Source organism: Pseudoduganella sp. GW821-FHT12E03, assembly GCF_058807115.1.
The window spans coordinates 212,718-229,589 of sequence record NZ_JBXAQJ010000002.1; the positions used below are offsets into that span (position 1 = coordinate 212,718).

General features: G+C 63.3%; 12 protein-coding genes. 9 read left to right on the top strand and 3 right to left on the bottom strand.

Translation table 11 applies throughout. The annotated features are described in order from the left end of the window. Window positions 1-25 precede the first annotated feature (25 nt). The 5 genes from AC1RRC_RS04730 (at window position 26) to AC1RRC_RS04750 (ending at window position 6,769) form a co-directional block, all read left to right on the top strand. Window positions 26-3,028 (top strand): TonB-dependent receptor plug domain-containing protein, encoded by a 3,003-nt coding sequence (locus AC1RRC_RS04730; RefSeq protein ID WP_493054108.1) that lies wholly within the window; start codon window positions 26-28, stop codon window positions 3,026-3,028. A 28-nt stretch (window positions 3,029-3,056) separates the two neighbouring features. After that, window positions 3,057-4,430: a Gfo/Idh/MocA family protein gene (locus tag AC1RRC_RS04735; protein WP_493054109.1), complete on the top strand. Its 1,374-nt coding sequence runs from the start codon at window positions 3,057-3,059 to the stop codon at window positions 4,428-4,430. 45 nt (window positions 4,431-4,475) lie between these two features. Next, the gene (locus tag AC1RRC_RS04740; RefSeq protein ID WP_493054110.1) at window positions 4,476-4,799 is read left to right on the top strand and encodes a hypothetical protein; all 324 of its coding nucleotides are present in this window, start codon (window positions 4,476-4,478) and stop codon (window positions 4,797-4,799) included. 109 nt (window positions 4,800-4,908) lie between these two features. Further along, window positions 4,909-6,210: a DUF3472 domain-containing protein gene (locus tag AC1RRC_RS04745; protein WP_493054111.1), complete on the top strand. Its 1,302-nt coding sequence runs from the start codon at window positions 4,909-4,911 to the stop codon at window positions 6,208-6,210. Window positions 6,211-6,253: 43 nt separating this feature from the next. Next, window positions 6,254-6,769, top strand: a complete 516-nt coding sequence (locus AC1RRC_RS04750; protein ID WP_493054112.1) for a DUF2867 domain-containing protein — start codon at window positions 6,254-6,256, stop codon at window positions 6,767-6,769. A gap of 18 nt (window positions 6,770-6,787) precedes the next feature. Here AC1RRC_RS04750 and AC1RRC_RS04755 read toward each other — a convergent pair whose 3' ends face one another. Both AC1RRC_RS04755 and AC1RRC_RS04760 read right to left on the bottom strand, forming a co-directional pair. Then, window positions 6,788-7,306 carry a pyridoxamine 5'-phosphate oxidase family protein gene (locus tag AC1RRC_RS04755; RefSeq protein WP_493054113.1) on the bottom strand — a complete coding sequence of 173 codons (519 nt, stop codon included), beginning with the start codon at window positions 7,304-7,306 and terminating at the stop codon, window positions 6,788-6,790. Window positions 7,307-7,529: 223 nt separating this feature from the next. Beyond that, on the bottom strand, window positions 7,530-10,256 hold the full coding sequence (locus AC1RRC_RS04760; protein ID WP_493054114.1) for a TonB-dependent receptor: 2,727 nt from the start codon (window positions 10,254-10,256) through the stop codon (window positions 7,530-7,532). Between the two features lie 223 nt (window positions 10,257-10,479). On the opposite strand from AC1RRC_RS04760, the gene AC1RRC_RS04765 reads away from it, so the two are divergent. The 4 genes from AC1RRC_RS04765 to AC1RRC_RS04780 all read left to right on the top strand — a co-directional run bounded on the left by AC1RRC_RS04765 (window position 10,480) and on the right by AC1RRC_RS04780 (window position 15,919). Continuing rightward, window positions 10,480-12,798: a putative bifunctional diguanylate cyclase/phosphodiesterase gene (locus tag AC1RRC_RS04765; protein WP_493054115.1), complete on the top strand. Its 2,319-nt coding sequence runs from the start codon at window positions 10,480-10,482 to the stop codon at window positions 12,796-12,798. A gap of 150 nt (window positions 12,799-12,948) precedes the next feature. Then, entirely contained in the window at window positions 12,949-13,719 is a 771-nt protein-coding gene (locus AC1RRC_RS04770; RefSeq protein WP_493054116.1) for an aldolase/citrate lyase family protein, read from the top strand. A 22-nt stretch (window positions 13,720-13,741) separates the two neighbouring features. Continuing rightward, window positions 13,742-14,629 carry a 2-hydroxy-3-oxopropionate reductase gene (gene glxR / locus AC1RRC_RS04775; protein ID WP_493054117.1) on the top strand — a complete coding sequence of 296 codons (888 nt, stop codon included), beginning with the start codon at window positions 13,742-13,744 and terminating at the stop codon, window positions 14,627-14,629. Between the two features lie 9 nt (window positions 14,630-14,638). Continuing rightward, window positions 14,639-15,919 (top strand): glycerate kinase type-2 family protein, encoded by a 1,281-nt coding sequence (locus AC1RRC_RS04780; RefSeq protein ID WP_493054118.1) that lies wholly within the window; start codon window positions 14,639-14,641, stop codon window positions 15,917-15,919. Window positions 15,920-16,034: 115 nt separating this feature from the next. Here the strand turns inward: AC1RRC_RS04780 and AC1RRC_RS04785 are convergent, their stop codons facing one another. Beyond that, a complete protein-coding gene (locus AC1RRC_RS04785; protein WP_493054119.1) occupies window positions 16,035-16,793 on the bottom strand; it encodes a sulfite exporter TauE/SafE family protein in 759 nt (252 codons plus the stop codon). Window positions 16,794-16,872 lie beyond the last annotated feature (79 nt).

A 16,872-nucleotide genomic window follows, 5' to 3' on the forward strand; every position in this document is an offset into this window, starting at 1 on the left:
AAAGGAGACGCACATGGAGACGCACATGCAAATGAAAAAAATGATCGCAGCCCTGGCGGCGGCGGGACTGGCATCGGGAATGGCCACCGTCCACGCTGCGGAAGGCGCGGAGGGCGCGGACCAGGCGGCCGCCAAGGAAATCGTACGGGTGGAAGTGACGGGTTCCAGCCTGAAACGCATCAATGCGGAAACCGCGTCGCCGGTGCAGGTGATCGATGCGAAACAGATTGAAAACATGGGCGCGCGCACCCTGATGCAAGTGCTGGACAACTTGCCGGCCGCCCGTCCCGCCCAGCAAGACTTCCGCTCCATGTTCACTGGTTCCGACGGCGGCTCGCAGGCGAACTTGCGCGGCCTCGGTGCGCAAGGCACGCTGGTGCTGCTCAATGGCCGCCGCCTGTCGTTCTATGGCGCGCCGTCCGGCTTCCAGACCATGTTCGTCAATATCGACGCGATTCCCGCCGCCGCCATCGAACGCATGGAAGTGCTGACCGACGGCGCCTCGGCCGTGTATGGTTCGGACGCCGTGGCCGGTGTGATCAACGTGATCACGAAAAAGAATTACAAGGGCCTGGAAGCACGCGCCAGCAACGACAGTTCGTCCAGTGTGAAATCGTATGGCGAGCGCCAGGCCAGCCTGATTTTTGGCACCGGCGACCTCGATAGCGATGGCTACAACGTTTACGGTTCGGTCAATGTCTACCAGCGCGACCGCATTTCGCTGGCGGACACCTACCTGAAGCGTCCCGAGTACTTCTATGTCAACAACCCTAACTTCATTTCCAACTTCCGCATCGGCACCGGCAGCGAACCGGGCACCTTGAACCCGGGCACGTTCTTTGTGTTCGACCCGCTGAAAAACAATGCGCGCACCCAGCGTGCGGTGGCCGGTTGCCCGACCATGATCACGGAAGCTTCCGGCACCCGCTGCATCTGGAACACCTTGCCGTATTCACTCGATACCGGCCCGACCTCGGACCGCGCCACGGCCTACCTCAGCGGCCGCGCGAAACTGGGCGGCGACATGGAAGGCTTCGCGGAAGCGGTGCTGACCCACATCAAGCTGCGCGGCGAGAACGGCCCGCGCAGCTTCAACAGCGGCACCACCAACAACTGGTTCTCGCGCAATACCGGCACCAAGCTCAATACCTTCAGCATTCCCTACCTGGGCCCGAACAATGTGTACCTGAAGGGCAAGCTGGATGCGGACATGGCGGCCACCATGGGCGGGGCGGCAGGCATGAATTACCTGATGCAGGATGCTGTCGGCCACTTCGGCCAGAAAAACACGGACGATAACTATCGCCTGATGGCGGGCTTGCGCGGCAGCGTAGGCGGCTGGCTTGGTGGCTTCATGAGCGGCTGGGACTTTGAAACCGCGCTGACGGTGGCGGGCAGTCATTCGGTGCTGTACCAGACCATCAACGTCAACACCAAGGGCTTTGAAAAGGCGTTCGGTCCATTCACCAAGGATCCTGTCACGGGCCGCACCTATATCTCGGACAATCCGGCCTATAAATTCGGCGTGATCAGCGACGCCAATGCGGCGCTGTTGCGCGAAGCCTATCCGACCTTCGACATCCAGTCCTGGACCAAGCTCATTACGTGGGACGGCAAGGTGGAAGGCACCCTGTTCAAACTGGGCGACCGTGAAGTGCGCGCCGCGTTCGGCGCCAACCTGATGCGCGAAAGCTTTGAGACGCCGGGCAATGCCGATGCGGCCAATGGCTTGATCACGCAGCAGGGCGGTTCCTGGTTCGACGGCAAGCGCACGATTTCGTCGCTGTTTGGCGAAGTGGTGGTGCCGGTCACGGACACGCTGGAAGTCAACGCGGCGGCCCGCCTCGACAAATACCCGAACTTCTCCGCCAATGTGGCGCCGAAGCTTGGCGTGCAATGGCGCGCGCGTCCGGAATTGCTGGTGCGCGGCACCTATTCGGAAGGTTTCCGCGCCCCGAACCTGGCGGAATCGGGCAGTGGCGGCGTGTTTGCGCAAGTCGGCGGCATCCGCGATACGGTGCGCTGCGACGAAACCAATGCGATTGCCCGCATGCTGATGAAGTCCGTGACCAAGACCGATGCGGACCTGGGCAAGGCGCTGCTCAACTCGAACTGCTCGACCACGGTGGGTGGCCTGACGCCGCCGAACCCGCAACTGCAGCCGGAAAAAGCCAAGATTTCCACCGCCGGCATCGTGCTGCAGCCGGCCAAGGATGTCAGCATCTCGCTTGATTACTGGTTCGTCTACCGCCGCAATGAAATCATCCGGCAAGACTTCAACCAACTGTTTACGCAACTGGTGGAAAAACATGGCCCGGGCCTGACCGGCACCAACCAGGCGATCCGCAGCGCGCTGACGGACGCGGACCGCGCCAATATGGCGGCGGTGGCGGCCATGTGCGGCAATCCCGCCAATGCCGCCGCCTGCGCGGGCGGTGTCCCGAGCTACTCGGTGGGCAACCTGGGCGGTTTGATCAACTCGTATTCGAACCGTGGCCGCACCCTGGTCGATGGCTTCGATATCGATGCGCGCACCCGCTTCTCGCTCGGCGATTGGGGCAAGCTGGGCACCGGCATTGCCACCACCATCCGCAAGCGTGAAAAATATAACTCGGACGACGGCGAGGGCTTCTCGGGCAATTACGTTGGCAGCTACGATTCGCCACGGGTGCGCGCCACCTTCAATGCGGACTGGAGCTACGGTAATTTTGTCACCAGCGTGTTCGTCAATTACACGGGCAAGACCAACTGGGCCTACGGCCCATGGGATGAGGAAAATGCACCAGGCACCTGCAAGGCCGCCGGTCTCGACATGCCGAAGGAATTGTGCGATGGTGCGCCGTCCTACACCACGGTCAACCTGGGCTTGACGTGGAAACCGATCAAGCACCTGGATGTGGGCCTGAACGTGAAAAACGTCTTGAACAAGCGTCCGTATTACGACCCGAATGGCTGGGAAGGCTATAACCACAGCACCAACCTGTTTGGCCGCCAGTTTGCGCTGTCCGCCAGCTACAAATTCTGGTGATCGTTCTAAAAACAAGAGGCTATAAACAATGGAAAAACTGATTAATCGACGTCACTTCCTCAATACCGCCGCCGGCGCCGGCGCGGCGCTGGCGGGCGGCTTGTCGCTGCCATCCTTCGCCGCCGCGGGGCGCGAGCGGCTGCGCCTGGGCATGATCGGCACCGGCATGCGCGGCCAGGTGCTGCTGCGTGAACTGGTGCGCCGCGATGACGTGGAAGTGGTGGCGCTGTGCGATATCGAACCCATCATGCTGGGCAAGGCGCTGGCCATGGTGGAAAAGGCCGGCAAAGCCAAGCCGCGCACCTTCGGAGAAAACGGCGACAAGCACGCCTACCGCGCCATGCTCGATGCCAAGGCGCTCGATGGCGTCATCATCGCCACGCCATGGGAGTATCACGCGCAAATGGCGATCGACGCCATGCAGGCCAAGGTGGCGGTAGGCTGCGAAGTGGTCGCGGGTGTATCGCTGCAAGACCACTGGAATGTGCTGGAGACGCAATTGAAAACCGGCACGCCGTACATGCTGCTGGAAAATGTGTGCTACCGGCGCGACGTGCTGGCCGTGCTGCAAATGGTGCGTTCCGGCCTGTTCGGGGAACTGGTCCACTTGCAGGGCGGCTACCAGCACGATTTGCGGGCGGTGAAGTTCAACAACGGCGATCCGGCGAAGCCCTATGGCAGCGGCGTGGAATTCGGCGCCAAGGGCTGGTCGGAGGCGCGCTGGCGCACCGACCACTCGGTGCAGCGCAATGGCGAACTGTATCCGAGCCACGGCATCGGTCCATGCGCGATGTACACCAACATCAACCGGGGCAACCGCTTTACCCGCATTAACACCTTTGCCACCAAGGCGCGCGGCCTGCATGACTACGTGGTGAAGCAGGGCGGTCCGGCGCATCCGAATGCGCAAGCTAAGTTCAAGCTGGGCGATATCGTCACCACCACGATTTCGTGTGAAAACGGCGAGACCATTTTGCTGCAGCATGACACCTCGCTGCCCCGCCCGTATTCGCTGGGCTTCCGCGTGCAGGGCACCAATGGCCTGTGGATGGACCTCAACCAGGGCATCCATATCGAAGGCGTCAGCAAGCCGCACCAGTGGGATGATTTCAAGGGTTACCAGGATAAATTCGACCATCCGCTGTGGCGCAAATATGGCGAACAGGCGGCCGGCGCGGGCCATGGCGGCATGGATTATTTCGTGATCCATGCGTTTATCGAAGCGCTGAAGGCGCGTGCGCCGATGCCGATCGATATCTATGACGCGGTAACCTGGAGCGCGATTACGCCGCTGTCGGAGCAGTCGATTGCGCAGGGCTTCCAGACCCTGGACTTCCCGGACTTCACCAAGGGGTTGTGGGCCAAGCGCAAGCCGATCTTTGCATTCGACGACAAGTATTAGTGCCGTAAGGCGGTCCCAGTCCCGGGACCGCCAACAGGGGGGGGAATGAATAATCCATCCAAGAAATTAAGAGTTATCGCCATCTCATTCAAGATTCTTTGCTTCATCGGGTTGTCGATTTCGGCCTGGATGCTGGCGACGCACGGCTTCGACTGGACCATGCTGTTTCTCCTGTTAAGCACGGCCGGTCTTATTTCGGAATCGAACGCACGAATCGCGTCGATGCTCGGCAGCGACGCAAGAATGGCGCTGTCAAATGCTTGGCAAGGAAAGGTCGAGGAGAGCAGCACGGAATCCAGGATCCTGGGGGCGATGACCGCGGTGGCTCTCCTCTGTCTCATCGCATCGACGATCTATTCTCTACTTTAGGGTATCTCGTTACCGCCTAAGTATTGATATCCGCAGCGCCGTAGAAGGGCGGTTTCCGCAGAGCGGAAGCCGCCATGCATGTACCTTCACCACATTGGAGACAGAAACGATGAAACGTAGAAGTTTGCTGGTGCAGTTCTCAGTCTTGTTGCTGGCTGGTTGCGGTGGTCCCTCCGCCGTCACGCAGGAAGCGCCCCGCGCGGTACAGGGCGCCAAAGCCGGCGCCCCGGCGGCTGCCGCCACCGTGGCCCTGGCCGGCAACGCCTTCATTACCAGCGCCCCGTCCGGCGCCACGGAAATCATCAACAGCAATGGCCTGGCCAACTGGACCAACGCCAATACCGTCACCAGCGCCTGGTTCCGCGTCAATGCAGCGGGTAGCGTGACGGTGGCGATGGACGCGAAACTGGCCGGCAGCGCCAACAGTACGGTGCGCGCCACCGTCAATGGCACGCCGTTTACCGTCAACCTGGCCGGCGCGGCCAGCAAGACGTACGCGGTGGGCACCGTCAACGTCCCGGCGCCCGGCTATGTGCGGGTGGATTTGCAGGGGATCAGCAAGAGTGGTGGCTACTTTGGCGACGTGTCGGCATTGAAGGTCACGGCCAACGCCACCTTGAACTATGCCAATGATCCTGCCAATTACTATTGGTCGCGCCGTGGCCCGTCGGTCCACCTGGGTTATACCGCGCCCGCCAACACGGAATATTTCTATAACGAAGTCACCGTGCCGGCCGGGCAAGACAAGATCGGCTCGTACTACATGGCCAATGGCTTTGGCCAGGGCTACTTCGGCATCCAGGTCAAGTCGCCATCGGAACGGTGGATCCTGTTCTCGGTCTGGGATGCGGATAACGGCGCCAAGACCACCTTGGTGAAAAAGGGCGCGGGCGTGGTGGACAACGCGTTCGGCGGTGAGGGTACGGGCGGGCAGACGTACCTCGTCTATAACTGGGCGGCGGGCACCACCTACCGCTTCATCACGCGCGCCCGTCCGGACGGCGCCGGCGCCACCGATTACTCGGCATGGTTCTATGCGCCGGAACTGGCCAGCTGGCGCTTCATCGCGACGTGGAAGCGTCCCGCCATCAGTACCTATTTGACCGGTGTGCACTCGTTCCTGGAAAATTTCATGGACACCAATGGCTACCTGGAGCGCAGCGCACAGTTTGGCAACCAGTGGGCGCGCAACACGTCCGGCACGTGGACCGAGCTGACCACGGCGCGCTTCACGGGCGATGCGACGGCCACCAATGCGCAGCGCATGGATTACGCGGGCGGGCTGCAGAATGGCCGCTTCTACATGCGCAATGGCGGCTTTTTCAGCCCTTACGTGCCGGTGAACCAGAACTTCACCCGGCCTGCCACCGGTGTGGCGCCCAATGTCGATGTGACGACCTTGCCGCAATGACATAGCGCGGCAGGCGGGATGGGCGCGTGTTATTCTTCCGGCAATGAACACGCCCATCTTTGAAACCACGATCCCCGCCGCCAGCCATTTGCACCATGATCTGGCTGGCGCATATTTCCACGATTGCTGGCAAACCACGGTCGCACCCCATCAGCGCACGGCCATGGAGATGTACCTCGAGACGGTCCGGCAGACGCCGGGCTGGGTCAATGCGCTGATGTCGTTGCGGAACCGCGTGGTGGGGCTGGTGGGCTTGAAGAACCTCGGCAGCCTGGGCGGCTTGCGGCCCGGGAAGGCCGCCGCCGACTACAAGCCGGGCGACCGCGCCGGTATTTTCAAGGTGCTGCGCGTGTCGGATGATGAAGTGATCCTCGGCGACGATGACAAGCATTTGCGCGTGCAAGTGTCTGTTTGCAAACTGCGCCACGACGGCCAGGATGCCGTCGCCGTGTCGACAGTCGTGCATTTGCACGGGCTACTGGGACGCATCTACATGATCCCGGTCGCGCCCATCCATAAGCTGATCGTGCCGGCCGTGCTACGCCGGCTGCGCCAATAGCAACCCGCAGCCGCCGGCTCAGATGCGCAGCTGCCCCTGGATACTGTCGTCCAGGGTTTTCCTGAGCACGGCGCCGGCCATGATCTTGGCGCCGGCCACCACGTCGCCATGCTTGTTGTCCCAGTAATAGCCCTGCGTCGGCGTGACGCGGATCACCGTGATGCGGGAATCGGCTTCGCCTTCCGTAAACCAGGTTTTCAGCGCGAAGTTCCACAGTTCGTGGATGCGCGCCTGGTCGCGTGAAATGACGGCGTGGCCATCGAGATACAGGAAGCCCGAATGCGCCGAGCCCTGGAAATACAGGCGCACGGCCGGGTTGGCGTCCAGCTCCTCATTCTTGTGGCTGTCGGCTGCGCTGAGGAACCACAGGTTGCCGCTGTCGTCGACTTCCAATGGGCTCATCGGGCGCACGCCGCCGGCCGTGCAAAAGAAACAAGTCTTGGCGTCGTCCACCATGTCGCGGATGCGGTGCACGGCGTCCGGGCCGGACAGGTCGCAATGATTGCTTTCGGGCTGCTGCTGATCGATGGAATTCATGCTGTGCTCCTGGTTGCGCGCGGGCCGGAACGGCCGCACCGGCAACCATGGTAGGGATGGCGCCGGCGCGGGTCGGTGCACCAGCTAACGCAGCGGCGCTATTGGCGTTTCCACCCATACCACGCGCATGCGGCGACGGGCAATGCGTGCTTGCGATTGACGTGGAAGTATTGAAAAGGACAAGCGTTGCCGGCCTGCATGTGGCCGGCAACGCTTACTACACTTACTTAAACGAATACGTCACGCTGCCAAACCACCGCCGCCCGCGCGGATCGGTGTAGGTCGGGTCGTAGCCGGAAATAAAGTAATACGCCTGGTTCGAATACGGCGGGCTGGTATCGAAGATATTTTGCACACCGGCGCGCAGCCGCAGGCGTTTGTTGGCCTGGTACGAGGCCGACAAATCCCACAGCGAATACGCCTTTACGCGGTTGGCCGCCACGACGCTGCCATCGTCGATATTGATGGCGGAATTCTGGTCGTTGTAGGCTGACGAATACGTGTGCGACAGGTACGCCGACAGCGCGCCCTGTTCCCAGTCGAACGTTGCCGTGTGGCGCCAGCGCTGTACGGCGCTGTCGGTGACGAAGCGTCCCAGGTTGCTGACCCAGGCGTCGCCCGGCGCTGTCTGGATGCGCGACTTCAAGACAAAGGTGCCATTGATGCGCGTGCCGAAGCGGCCCCACGGCGTCGATGCGCCGCGCCAGTCCAGCGCCAAGTCCACGCCGGACGCCTGTTGTGCGCCCCGGTTTTCTTTGCGCAGTTCAATGTATTCAATCAAGCCATCTTCATCGCGGTGCACCAGGTCGCCATATTTGGCCAGGTTGCCGAGGATGACGTCGTCGCCGATTTCGGAAATCAAGTTCGTGCGTGTGATTTTCCAGTAATCGATGGAGACATTGGCGCGGTCGGTGGCAGCCCACACGGTGCCCAGCGAGAGCTGGCGGCTACGCTCCGGCTTCAAGTTCTTGTTGCTGTAGCGGCGCGTTTCCCAGATATCGGCGCAATCGGCGTAATTATTGTCCACCGTGGCGCAATACACCGGGTCGGGCAGCGTGCCGGTAAAGCTGACCACGGTCGGGCGGAACAGGTCTGTCATCGACGGTGCGCGGAAACCACGTCCTGCGGAACCGCGCAGCATCAAGCCCGTTTGGGGACGGTAGCTGACGCCGATTTTCGGACTGGCGGCGCTGCCCACCACCTGATAATGATCATAGCGTCCCGACACTTGTGCTTCCCAGTCCTTGGCGAATGGCAGCAACAGTTCGCCATAAAAGCCCGCAATGCTTCGCTGGTCTCGGGTGGCGCGGCCGCCTCCCGGAGCTGGGTCTTCGTTGATGTTATCGCTCAGCAGCAATTGCGACGGATTGAACCAGGTGCGTTCGCGCCGTACTTCGCCGCCAACCGCCACCGCCATCGGACCGCCGGCCATCGGTGACAGCAGGCGGCTGAACTTGAAGTCGAGGCTGTCCATGGTGCCGCGCGAGTGGCGCACGTCGTCGTCCACCTGAATGGAATTCAACAGCGCGACACCGGCAGCATTGGAGGGACCGAACGGATTGATGATGCCATCGGTAATACCTTGCTGGAGTTTGTCGTATAGCAGGTAGCCGTGCGTATCCTTGTCGCTGATCGTGCTGGCACTGTGATTGATGGCCACGTCGTAATCCCACTTGCCCGCCACGCCATTGGTGCCGAGTACCAGGCGCGTGCCGGTGCTGGTCAGCTCACTGGTGCGGCGCCCTGCCTGAAACAGGCGTATGCGCAGTTCCAGTTCACCGTCCACTTGGTCCAAGCCTGTATTGGCCAGTTGCGGCACCTTGCTGTAATCAATGTAGCCCCGGGTCCGGGCGGATGACCCGACGTAATGGGTACGCGCGCGTGCATACGACGCTTCAGCATACAGCTGCGACACGGGATTCAACTGGAACACCGCGCGGCCCAGCAGGCTGGTTTTTTCCGACTTCGGATACAGCTCCGTGTCGCCCATGTAGTTATAGGTGCAGCCGTTTTCGCCACCGGTGCCCAACGGCAGGTAGACGTTGGCGGGCGGCGCGCAATCGGGCGCGGACAGGTTGATCAGGCGGTTGACGATGGGTTTGCCGTTGATCTTGAAACCGATGTCCTGCAAGTGGTCGCGCTGGGCCGACGTCAGGCGGATGTTGGCCGGGCTGGTGTAGCTTGACAGCAGATGGCCGAGCCGTTCCTCGATCTTCAAATCCTTGATGAAGCTGCGCTGCGACGTGCTCAGGCTCTCGGTGCGCTGGAAGTCCGCCATGCCGAACACATTGAAGCCGTTTTGCACGATGTCGCCCAGGCCGCCGGTAATGGTGGCGGTGCGCTTGCCGGCGCCGCCTTCCCTGGTGGCCGCGCCGTACACGCCCAGTTCCAGGCCCTGGTAATCGCGGCGGGTAATGAAGTTGATCACGCCGCCGATGGCGTCGGTGCCATACAGCGACGAGGCGCCATCGAGCAGCACTTCCACCCGTTCCAGCGCGGCGGCGGGGATCGTGTTCAAGTCCACGCCGGTATCGTCGCCGGGCGAGGCGAAGTTCGCCATGCGGCGGCCATTCAGCAATACCAGGGTGGACGAGGTGCCGATGCCGCGCAGATTGGCGCTGTTAAAACCTTTCTGGTCATAGCCGCCGACATTGATGCTGCCGCCATCGCTCAAGCCATTGAGGTTGGCGGCAATGCGGGCAATCAGTTCGGCCGCGGTCGTGACGCCGGCCTTGTCCATCTCCGCGCGCGTGATGATGTGCACCGGCAGCGGGGTTTCCGCTTCCACCCGCTTGATGGCGGAACCGGTGATTTCAACCCGGATCGGCGTGTCCGTGTTGGTATTCAGTGGGGTGTCTTGCGCCGTGGCGTGGCTGGCGGCCGCCAGCAGCGCGCCCGCCGCCAGCGCTTGCGCGCGTTTCCTTGTGTGCTGTCTGATCCGCTTGGTCATTGAATCTCCCGGGGCTGTTGATCTAATGTCATGATTGTTGAAGCGATCATACCATCGGGGCGGGAGTTGCGTGGCGGCACGCCCGGAGCGTCGCATGGCACAGCATTTGCTGCTATGCACCATGCGCTCCCAGGCCCCGTGCGCGGCAGTGAGATTTGATCGATAGTGGGTCACTGATGCACTCATTTAGTGCAACGACACAGTGCGAAGATACCGGAAGACCATGAAGAACGATTGCCTGCAGTTCCCCCGCGAAGACATTTTGGCCGCCGCGCTGGCGCCACCATCGCCAGGCGCGGGGGATGCCTGGCGCATCGTGCGCGAACGGGCGCTGCGCGCCAGCGCGGTCGACGAAGCGGCGGGACTGGGGCGCTGGTGGTATGAGCATCGGCACGGACGCCTGTATTTGTCGGCGGTGGCGGCGTCCCTGCTGGGGATTGCCGCCAGCGGTTGCCACGAAGTGGACGAAGCGCTGCTGTACGTGGCGCCGCATGATGCGTGGCGCCTGCGCAGCACGCTCGACGCCATCACCGACGCGCACCTTGGCGCCGCCTGTGAATTCCGCGTTAGCGCGCCGGGACGCGGCACGCGCTGGCTGAAAGTGCAGCCCGTGGCGCGCGAAGGGGAGGCCATCGTGGCCGGGATGGTGGTCGACATCACGGCCACCAAGCACGCGGCCATGCGTGAGCGCTTCAGCTTCGCACTGACGCAATACCTGATCGGCACCGATACCTTTGACGCCGCCATCCACAAGATCATCCAGCTGGTTTGCGATGAACTGGGCTGGGACTGGGGCGCGTTCTGGGTGCGGGACGAACCGGAGGGCCGTCCCGGGGTGCTGCGCTGCCGCCATGTTTGGCATGCGGCCACCGGCGACTATGCCGAATTGCGCTCGGTGACCAGCACCATCGCCAGCGATACCAATCACGGCATCCTGGGGCAGGTGTGGAGTGGCAAGGCCCAGTGGATCGATGCCGATACGCTACCGCTGCCCGGCCAGGACATGGCCGGCGCCGATACCCAGGAAGCGGCGCGCTTTGCCAGCGCGCTGCGCTGCGGGTTGCAGTCGGGTTACTTTTTCCCCGTGACGTACACCGGCGGCGATGGCGGCCTGCACAGCGCGGGCATCCTGGAATTCTTTTCGCGCGAGCCGCGCCAGCGCGAAGCACAATTGCCCGGACTGGCGGAATCGATCAGCGCCTTGATTGCGCAGACCGCGCAGCGCATGGCGCAGCAGGAACGCATGCGCGTGCTGGCGCAGACCGATGAAATGACGGGCCTGGTCAATCGCGCGCATTTTCACTACCTGCTGGACCGGGCGTGCGAACAGTGCCCGCCATGCACCGGCTTTGGCGTGCTGTATATCGACCTCGACCAGTTCAAGCCGATCAATGACGCCTTTGGTCACGCGGCCGGCAACGTGGTGCTGAAAGCGTTTGCCGAACGGTTGCGCAAGGTGGCGCCGGACGGCGCAGTGGTGGCGCGCCTGGGCGGCGATGAATTTGCCCTGATGACGGGCTATGGGCTGGAGCCGCCGGCGGTGGAAGCGCTGGCGCAGCGCGTGGCGGCTTGCGCCCGCGAACAATTCCAGTACATGGGCCATGAATTGTCGGTGTCGGCCAGTATCGGCATCAGCATGTTCCCGGGGCATGGCGCCAATACGGCGCAATTGCTGCATGCGGCCGATGCCGCCATGTATACCAGCAAGCGTAATGGCCGCAACCGCGTCAGCCACTACAGCGACGCGCAGGGCGCCGAACAGGATGTGCTGGCAAAGCAATTGATCATGCTGTCGGAATTGCAGCATGGCTTTGAGCGGGGCGAGTTTTTCCTGGCCTACCAGCCGATCATGGATGCCCACGGCGAAGCGATGCACGCGGTGGAGGCACTGATCCGCTGGCGCAAAACGGATGGCACCATCGTGCCGCCGGACCAGTTCATCCCGGTGGCCGAGCAAAGCCGCCTGATCGTGCACCTGGGGCGCTGGGTGGTGCAGCAAGTGTGCCGCGATTTGCCACTGATGCACGCGGCCGGCATGCATGGCGTCAAAGCCCACATCAATATGGCGGCGCCGGAATTCCTCGACAGCGCCTTGCCGGCGGAATTGATGGCCACCGTGCGCGCCGCCGGCATCGCCCCCGCCAGCCTGCAAATCGAGCTGACGGAAAACATGGTGATGTCGCACATCGATACCTCGCTGCCGATCATGCGCAAGCTGGCGCAGATGGGCTTTGAGATCAGCCTCGATGATTTCGGCATGGGCTATTCCTCGCTGTCGCTGCTGAAAACCCTGCCGATCGCTTCGCTGAAAATCGACCGCCTGTTCCTGCAGGGCGTGCCGCGCGAACGCGATGACTGCGCGATTGTCCGCACCATGCTGGACCTCGGCCGCAATATGGGCATTGGCGTGATTGCCGAGGGCGTGGAAACCGATGCCCAGCTGGGCTACCTGCGCCAGTTTGGCTGCACGCAAGTGCAGGGCTACCTGCTGGGCCGCCCGATGACCTTGCCCTTGCTGCTGGAACGCTACGGCAAGCAGTGATCCCCGCCGGCGGCCTGTTCCGGGCCGCCTTTGCTTTCTTTCTCCCGCATTTCCTGTTGCATTGCACACTGATCGGGCCTATACTCGATTTATGTTGTATGACATCCTATGACTTAAATTAATGGCAAAAACCATGAAAGGAGCAGGACTGTGAACATCAGGGTCAATCACTTCAAGCGGGCGCTCAAGGCGAAGCAATTGCAGGTGGGCTTGTGGTCCGGGCTGTCCAGCAACATCACGGTGGAATTGCTGGCCAATGCCGGCTTTGACTGGCTGCTGCTCGATACCGAGCATTCGCCCAATGAATTGCCGATGGTGCATTCGCAGTTGCAGGCGATCGCCCACAGCACCACCCATCCGATCGTACGCCCGGCCTGGAATGACACGGTGCTGATCAAGCGCCTGCTGGACGTCGGCGCGCAAACCCTGTTGATTCCGTTCGTGCAGGACGAGAACGAGGCGCGCGGCGCGGTGGCGGCCACGCGCTATCCGCCGCACGGCGTGCGCGGGTATTCCGCGGCGGCGCGGGCGTCCGACTATGGCCGCGTGAAAAACTATCCGCTGGTGTGTGAAGACGAACTGTGCCTGCTGCTGCAGGTGGAAACCCCGCACGCCATCGACCATATCGAAGCCATCGCCGCCCTGGAGGGGGTGGACGGCGTCTTCATCGGCCCCGGCGACCTGGCCGCCAGCATGGGGTATATCGGCCAGCTGGGCCATCCGGAAGTGGTGGCCGCGATCGAAGCGGCGATCCGGCGCATCGTCGCCACCGGCAAGGCGGCCGGCGTGCTGACGGGCGACGAAGCGCTGGCGCGCCGCTATATTGAAGCAGGGGCCACCTATGTTGCCGTCGGCAGCGATATCGGCTTGCTGGCGCGTGGCGCCGAAGCCCTGAGCGGCCGTTTCAAACAGGCAGCTTAACCAGACAATCAAGGAGATCAACATGAGTAAAATCGGCTTTATCGGCCTGGGCATCATGGGCGCGCCCATGGCGGCAAACATCGCCAAGGGCGGCCATACGCTGTATGTGCATGACCACAAGCCGGCGCCGGCCGCGCTGCTGGAACTGGGCGCGGTCGATTGCGCCAGCGGCAAGGCGGTGGCGGAGCAGGCGGACATCATCATCATCATGGTGCCGGACACGCCGCACGTGGCCTCGGTGCTGTTCGATGACGGCGGTGTGGCGCAGGGCCTGTCGGCCGGCAAGATCGTGGTCGACATGAGTTCGATCTCGCCGATCGAAACCAAGCAATTCGCGGAAAAAATCAATGCGCTGGGCTGCGACTACCTCGACGCGCCGGTTTCGGGCGGCGAAGTGGGGGCGAAAGCCGCGAGCCTGACCATCATGGTGGGCGGCCCGCAGGCGGCGTTCGACAAGGTGCAGCCGCTGTTTGCCTTGATGGGCAAGAACATCACGCTGGTGGGCGGCAATGGCGACGGCCAGACCACCAAGGTCGCCAACCAGATCATCGTGGCGCTGAACATCGAAGCGGTGGGCGAGGCGCTGCTGTTTGCCTCGCGCATGGGCGCCGACCCGGCCAAGGTGCGCCAGGCGTTGATGGGCGGCTTTGCCGCGTCGCGCATCCTGGAAGTGCATGGCGAGCGCATGATCAAGCGCACCTTCGACCCGGGCTTCCGCATCGAGCTGCACCAGAAAGACTTGAACCTGGCGCTGTCGAATGCGCGCCAGCTGGGCCTGAGCCTGCCGAACACCGCCACCGCGCAGGAATTGTTCAATACCTGCGCCGCCCACGGCGGCAAGGCATGGGACCATTCCGCGCTGGTGCGGGCGCTGGAAATCATGGCCAACCACGAAATCGGCGCGAAGTAAGGACGAGGCATGGGCATCCACCGAACCCTGTTGCGGCGCATGTTTGACGCCGCGGTGGCGGCCGCGCAGCCGTCGGCCTGCCTGCCGTCGCATTTGCCCGCGCCGCCGAAGGGGCGCACCATCGTGATTGGCGCCGGCAAGGCGTCCGCCGAGATGGCGCGCGTGTTCGAGCGCCACTGGCCCGGTCCCCTGGAGGGCCTGGTGGTGACGCGTTATGGCTATGCGGTCCCTTGCGAACGCATCGCGATCGTGGAGGCGGCGCACCCGGTGCCGGATGCGGCCGGCCTCGATGCGGCGCGCCGCATCCGGGAACTGGTGACGGGCCTGACGGCGGACGACCTGGTGGTGTGCCTGGTCTCGGGCGGCGGCTCTGCGTTGCTGGTGCAGCCGGGCGAAGGCCTGACCCTGGAAGACAAGCAAGCCATCAACCGCGCGCTGCTGGCGTCGGGCGCGACGATTGCGGAAATGAATTGTGTGCGGCGCCACCTGTCGGCCATCAAGGGCGGCAGGCTGGCGGCGGCGTGCTGGCCGGCGCGGGTGGTGACGTTATTGATGTCCGACGTGCCGGGCGACGATCCGGTCGATATCGCCTCCGGCCCGACGGTGGGCGACGCCAGTACTTGCGCCGATGCGCTGGCGATCTTGCGGCGCCACGCCATCGACGTGCCGCAAGCGGTGATTGAATTGCTGGAGAGCGGCGCCGGCGAAACCGTCAAGCCGGGCGATGCGCGGCTGGCGCGCTGTGAAACGCGCATGATCGCCACACCGCAGCGGGCGCTGGAAGCGGCGGCGGCGGTGGCGCGCGAGGCCGGCGTGGCGGTGCACATCCTCGGCGACAGCATCGAAGGGGAGGCGCGCGATGTCGGCATCGTGATGGCGGGCATTGCGCGCCAGGTGGCCAAGTGGTCGCAGCCGTTTTCCCCGCCCTGCATTTTGGTGTCGGGCGGCGAGACCACGGTGACCTTGCGCGGCACGGGCCGGGGCGGGCGCAATGTGGAATTCCTGCTGGCGCTGGGCGTGGCGCTCGATGGCCACACGGGCATCCATGCGATCGCGTGCGACACCGATGGCGTCGATGGCGCCGAAGAAATCGCCGGAGCGCTGCTCGATCCCGGCACCCTGGAGCGGGCGCGGGCGCTCGGCATCAAGCCGCGCGACAGCCTGGCCAACAATGACGGCCACGGGTTTTTCCAGGCGCTGGGCGATTCGGTGGTGTGCGGGCCGACGCTCACCAACGTGAACGATTTCAGGGCCATTTACGTCGAAGGTCCGAGCGCGCCGACTCCGTAGGGCGGCTTTTACAAAGCCGCCATGCTTGCGCCGCCGGGCTGCATGCGTGGCGGGTTCGAGGAACCCGCCCTACGGAGTCGCCCGCATCTCGGAGGTTGAAGCAGGTGGCCTGTCTTCAAAACAGGTTGCCGATATCCTTGTAAATCAGCTGCACCCCGGTGGCCAGCAACCCGGCCTGCGCGATCCGGTAAAACCACGTGGTATTGACCTTGTCCTGCAGCCACATGCCAAAGCGCACGCCCAGCGGCACCAGTGGCGCCAGCGCGAGGCTGGTGGCCAGGTTGTCGGACGAGAACTGGCCCAGCCACGCATAGGGCACCAGCTTGGCCGCATTGACGAAGGCGAAGAACACGCTGATGGTGGCGACATAGCGCACCTTGTCGAGTTGCTGCGGCAGCATGTACACCATCACCGGCGGGCCGCCCGCATGCGCGATAAAGCTGGTCAGCCCGGACAGGCCGCACCAGAACGTGCCTTTGACCGGCGAGCGGCCTGCCGTGTGCTGCCGGGCGGCCAGGCCCAGCCAGTTGTTGATGGTGAAGGCGATCGCCAGTCCGCCGATCATCAGGCGGATCGCGCTTTCCGACAGCATGCCGAACGTCAGCGCGCCGATGGCAATCCCGATCAGCGCGCCAGGCAGCATAATTTTGAGGTTGTCGGTATCCCACTTGCGGTAGTAGGCGCGCATTCCCACCAGGTCCATCAGGCACAGGATCGGCAGCATCACTGCGGCCGCCTGTACCGGCGAGACGGCCAGCGCCATCAGCGGCACCGCGACGCCGCCCAGGGCGCTGCCGAAGCCGCCCTTGGAAATGCCCGTCAGCAGGACGGCGGGTATGGCGGCGGCGTAGAACAGCGGGTCGGTGATCAGCATGGCGTGCGGGAAGGGGGAAGCCGGTATCTGGTAGCGCTGATACCCATTATAAGTACGCTTTGAATAGTCTGCCGGCGGT

Excerpts from the sequence above, each read along its gene's own strand:
- AC1RRC_RS04780 (WP_493054118.1), top strand. The coding sequence starts at position 14,639 with ATGGGCATCCACCGAACCCTGTTGCGGCGCATGTTTGACGCCGCGGTG.
- AC1RRC_RS04745 (WP_493054111.1), top strand. The coding sequence starts at position 4,909 with ATGAAACGTAGAAGTTTGCTGGTGCAGTTCTCAGTCTTGTTGCTGGCT.
- AC1RRC_RS04735 (WP_493054109.1), top strand. The coding sequence starts at position 3,057 with ATGGAAAAACTGATTAATCGACGTCACTTCCTCAATACCGCCGCCGGC.
- AC1RRC_RS04785 (WP_493054119.1), bottom strand. The coding sequence starts at position 16,793 with ATGCTGATCACCGACCCGCTGTTCTACGCCGCCGCCATACCCGCCGTC.
- AC1RRC_RS04765 (WP_493054115.1), top strand. The coding sequence starts at position 10,480 with ATGAAGAACGATTGCCTGCAGTTCCCCCGCGAAGACATTTTGGCCGCC.
- AC1RRC_RS04755 (WP_493054113.1), bottom strand. The coding sequence starts at position 7,306 with ATGAATTCCATCGATCAGCAGCAGCCCGAAAGCAATCATTGCGACCTG.
- AC1RRC_RS04750 (WP_493054112.1), top strand. The coding sequence starts at position 6,254 with ATGAACACGCCCATCTTTGAAACCACGATCCCCGCCGCCAGCCATTTG.
- glxR (WP_493054117.1), top strand. The coding sequence starts at position 13,742 with ATGAGTAAAATCGGCTTTATCGGCCTGGGCATCATGGGCGCGCCCATG.
- AC1RRC_RS04760 (WP_493054114.1), bottom strand. The coding sequence starts at position 10,256 with ATGACCAAGCGGATCAGACAGCACACAAGGAAACGCGCGCAAGCGCTG.
- AC1RRC_RS04730 (WP_493054108.1), top strand. The coding sequence starts at position 26 with ATGCAAATGAAAAAAATGATCGCAGCCCTGGCGGCGGCGGGACTGGCA.
- AC1RRC_RS04740 (WP_493054110.1), top strand. The coding sequence starts at position 4,476 with ATGAATAATCCATCCAAGAAATTAAGAGTTATCGCCATCTCATTCAAG.